The following is a 3,141-nucleotide window of genomic DNA, read 5'->3' as shown; positions in this document are numbered from 1 at the left end:
TGTACGATCTATGATGTTATCTTCTTTCTCAATAAATGCTTTCCACACCAAGCTTAATTCACTTCCAGGTGCAAACCGCCATCTGTAAACCATATCAATATTTAATGCATCGTAACTGAAGTTGTAATTAGATTCACCTAAGCTATTTAATCCCGTAAAATTGGATTCTGCCAAATACCCTTCCTTATTTAATGCATGGAATGAGTTGTACTTTACGGTAGACCAATAATGTCTCAATCTAAATGTAAGTCCCATTTTATTATTCATGACATACTTAAGGTTGATCAAATTCGTAAGTGTTTTTTGATCTCTTTTTCCGAATATTATTGTGTCGTTTATAATAGTGCTATATCCTTCATTGTCGATTGCAACACCCTCATCGTTGTATGCTAGCTCGTTGTTAATTCCGTATTCAAGGCTCAATTTGTCCGAGATAATGAAATTTGATTTGGCATAAACTATTAGTTGATGCCTTTCTTTTTTATCGTAGTCTTGCCAGTCAATTCCCCAGTCATAACTTACCTTTTTTCGCTTATCTGATTTGTGATCAATTCCCATATTGAAATATTTCTGACCTGTGTAAAACCTTCCATCAACTCGTGGTTCGTAAAAGTCTTTGCTCTCGAATGGTTCATTGTATGTCCATATTTCTAGGCTGTGGAAATTTTTAAATTCAACGCCATGGGCTAAATAAACTCCAGAACTCATGTATTTATTAGGCGTGTATAATTGATTAAAGTTTAAACCGAAACTAGTCTCTGAACTATTGAAAATAGAGTAAGGCTCGTATATGTTGTAACTAGATCTCCACTTGTATTCAATTTGATTATTATAGAATTGGAATCCTAAATCGTTGGGGTCGTATTTATCATCTACCAAGTCGAGCATTGCTCTGAAATTAAAATTGCCAGAAGTTTTAACAACGCGTAATTTGTATTGCTGACCTAGTTCGATGTGATCTTGATAGTACTGCTGACTAAGCGCTCCAGCACCTCTAAGGGCCCAGTTATATGTCGAGTCGTTTAGTTCGAATTGTACTCCTGATACGTTTGCGTCATATGTACTTCCTTCTCTCCAAACATTAGTATTTACGAATGTGAAGTAAGATCCATTTCTTAAATTCTGATCAAGTACCATTACACTATAATTGGTAGTTGGATCGGTCATAATGTTATGGCGAAATCCTAAACTATCTTCTACAATTGCAGTCATCTCTTTGGTTATACCATTAAAAACACCAATTCCTAAACCGTTATTTGTTCTTCCTGAAATCTTGCTTGCGTTAATGATTTGGCTTCTTCCAGGGTTATCGATTATCGTATGGCCGCTTTCTTGAGCATCCCAGAAACCAATAGGCTCTCCACCAATTCTTCTTGAATAAAACAAGTCACCTTTATTAAATAATTCTGTGCCTTCAATAAAGAATGGTCGTCGTTCATTATACTGTACTTCGAACGGTGATAAATTCAGGACCTGGTTGTCCGATTGTACCTGGCCAAAATCGGGTATCAATGTCATATCTATAGTAAACGCATCGCTAATACCATACTTTATATCCATACCTCCGTTAAATGAACTAGAAAGGTCGTTTATGTTTTTATCGTCATAAGGATAGTGATCTACATAGCCGGAAAGGTAAGGGGTGAGGGAAAGTCTAACAGGTGGCTTAATGTTCTTTATTCCTCTTAACTCTCCAAATTGATTTACAAATCCATTTATCTCTGGATCGAACTCAGTCCAAAAAGAATGTTCTCCAAGTCGGTTAATTTTTCTTGAGAATTGAAGTCCCCATACTTGTTCTTCATTATTAGGAAATCGAATAGCAGAGTAAGGTATCTTCATTTCTATATACCAAGTTCCATCCTCACCGATAAAAACATCGCTTTTCCATACGGCATCCCATGAGTCATCTTCTCCAAACGAAGAATAACGACCATCCCATTGCACGCCGGTAGACAATACCATAAATCCGTAGCCAGTAAGGTTGTCGTTGTATGTGTCTATGAAAATCCCAAAGTAATCCGTATTCGCAATGCCGTCTCTTTCGCTGAGCTGAGTGCGTAGACTGTCTCGATGCGCATCATAGATAGTTGCTCCAACATACATAGCATTGTCGTCGTATGCTATTTTGACTTCTGTTTTTTGAGTGCTTTTTTTACCTGGTTTAGGTTTCCTTTGCGTGAAGCTTGTAGCTATTTCGATTCCGTTCCAAGCTTCGTCATCTAATTTTCCATCAATAATAATAGGCGTTTCTATCCTCTTGGCCATCAGGGTTTTAAAAGAGCTAGCTGGAATTATTTTTATAGAATCTTTTTCGGCTGAATATGTTAAAGCTGAAGTGCCTAAAATAGAGGCAAGTAGAACAGCTCTATATAAGATAGATTTAATCTTTGAAATGAAATAGGGAGAACTCTTTATCATAAAGTAAAAGTATATGAATTATCAACTTTTTTGTTGATACCCTGTAGTAATGTTATTACCCTGAAAATCTAAAAAGAGTAGTTGGAATCCAGCGAATTTCTGTGGGCTTTTTTATTTAAAAGATAAAGCCAGTTCCGTATAATAGCCCGAAACTGTTTATTCCAATAGAGTAGGAGGAACCTAAGTACATAACAAAGTTTTCATTTTTAACTAATCTAAAACGAATTGCGGCTACTGGCGAAAAGATTATATTTTTGTCTTCTGTAAAAAGCACGTTGACCAATGGACCTACTTCGAACTCAAATTCGGTTTCCTTGCTGATAGGAAACGCGGCTACTCTAAACTCTATTCCCGCCCCAAAAGAAGGTCTCGCTTTTTCATTGAATAAAATACTATCCACTAAGAATTGTTTGGTTTCAGTAGGAAGATTAAAATAGAATGGAAACCGTATTCTCTTAAGGGGTCTTAGTTCAGTAAAAAACAGAATAGAACTTGTTGGAAGTACCACTGCTTCAGAATTTCGTACATCAACGATCTTGCTCTCTGAAATAAAAAGAATGGACTGCCCGAAGCTTAATTCGAAGAGAGGTGGTTTAATAGAATCTGTTTCTATTTGAGATTTCCCAATCGTTGAAATTAATAGCAGAAGAAAGGCTCCAAGTATTACTTTAATTGTGCTCATATATAGCTCTAATTAGATAGGGGCAATTTACTTAATTA

2 protein-coding genes are annotated in these 3,141 nt (G+C 36.2%); both read right to left on the bottom strand.

Going from position 1 to position 3,141, the window contains the following annotated elements:
• The coding region (locus HRT72_10370) for a carbohydrate binding family 9 domain-containing protein (protein ID NQY68106.1) at nt 1-2,421 on the bottom strand (2,421 nt) is incomplete at its 3' end.
• 115 nt (nt 2,422-2,536) lie between these two features.
• Nucleotides 2,537-3,103, bottom strand: a complete 567-nt coding sequence (locus HRT72_10365; GenBank protein NQY68105.1) for a hypothetical protein — start codon at nt 3,101-3,103, stop codon at nt 2,537-2,539.
• Between the last annotated feature and the right edge of the window lie 38 nt (nt 3,104-3,141).

The sequence above is a fragment of the Flavobacteriales bacterium genome (genome assembly GCA_013214975.1).
Lineage (GTDB): Bacteria > Bacteroidota > Bacteroidia > DT-38 > DT-38 > DT-38.
Note: the sequence above shows the minus strand (reverse complement) of the source record. Positions and strands in the feature narration are given on the sequence as shown.